The organism is Paenibacillus alba, assembly GCF_013204855.1.
GTDB lineage: Bacteria > Bacillota > Bacilli > Paenibacillales > NBRC-103111 > Paenibacillus_E > Paenibacillus_E alba.
This window is the reverse complement of sequence record NZ_JABMKZ010000118.1, coordinates 1-558: the sequence shown is the minus strand read 5'-3', so window position 1 is coordinate 558 and position 558 is coordinate 1. Positions and strand designations below refer to the sequence as shown.

General features: G+C 50.7%; 1 protein-coding gene. It reads left to right on the top strand.

Annotated elements, in window-relative coordinates; all coding sequences use genetic code 11:
• Positions 1 to 558 (top strand): KS-MAT linker domain-containing protein (locus HQN90_RS38180; RefSeq protein ID WP_216855580.1); only part of this gene is annotated, 558 nt, incomplete at both ends.

Below are 558 nucleotides of genomic sequence, written 5' to 3'. Positions count from 1 at the left end.
CAAACGCCCATATCCTAGTAGCGGAATATATACCAGAGAAAGCGGAAATCCAACAGGAACCGGTAAGTGACAGCAGTCCAGCGGTCATCGTAATCTCCGCCAAAAATGAAGAGCAGCTTAAGGAAAAGGCGAAGCAGCTGCTGGATGCCATAGAAGGACGGGGCTTCCGGGAAACGGATGTGTTTAATCTGGCCTATACGCTGCAGGTAGGACGCGAGGCGATGGAGGAACGGGCGGGTTTTATTGCAGGGAGCCTGGAGGAAGTTAAGGAGAAGCTAAGCAAGCTCATAGAGGGACACGATGAAGTGGAGGGAGTGTACCGGGGGCAACAGAAACGGAATAAAGAAACCATAACGGATCTATTTTCAGATGAAGAGCTGCAGGAAGCAATGGACGAATGGTTGCTCCAGAAAAAATATAGCCGGATTTTGGGGTTATGGGTAAAGGGGGGACAGGTAGAGTGGAGCAAACTCTACGAGGTCCAAAAAGCGAGACGGATCAGTCTTCCCACATACCCCTTTGCAAGAGAACGTTATTGGGTGCCGATGGGGGAAGGGA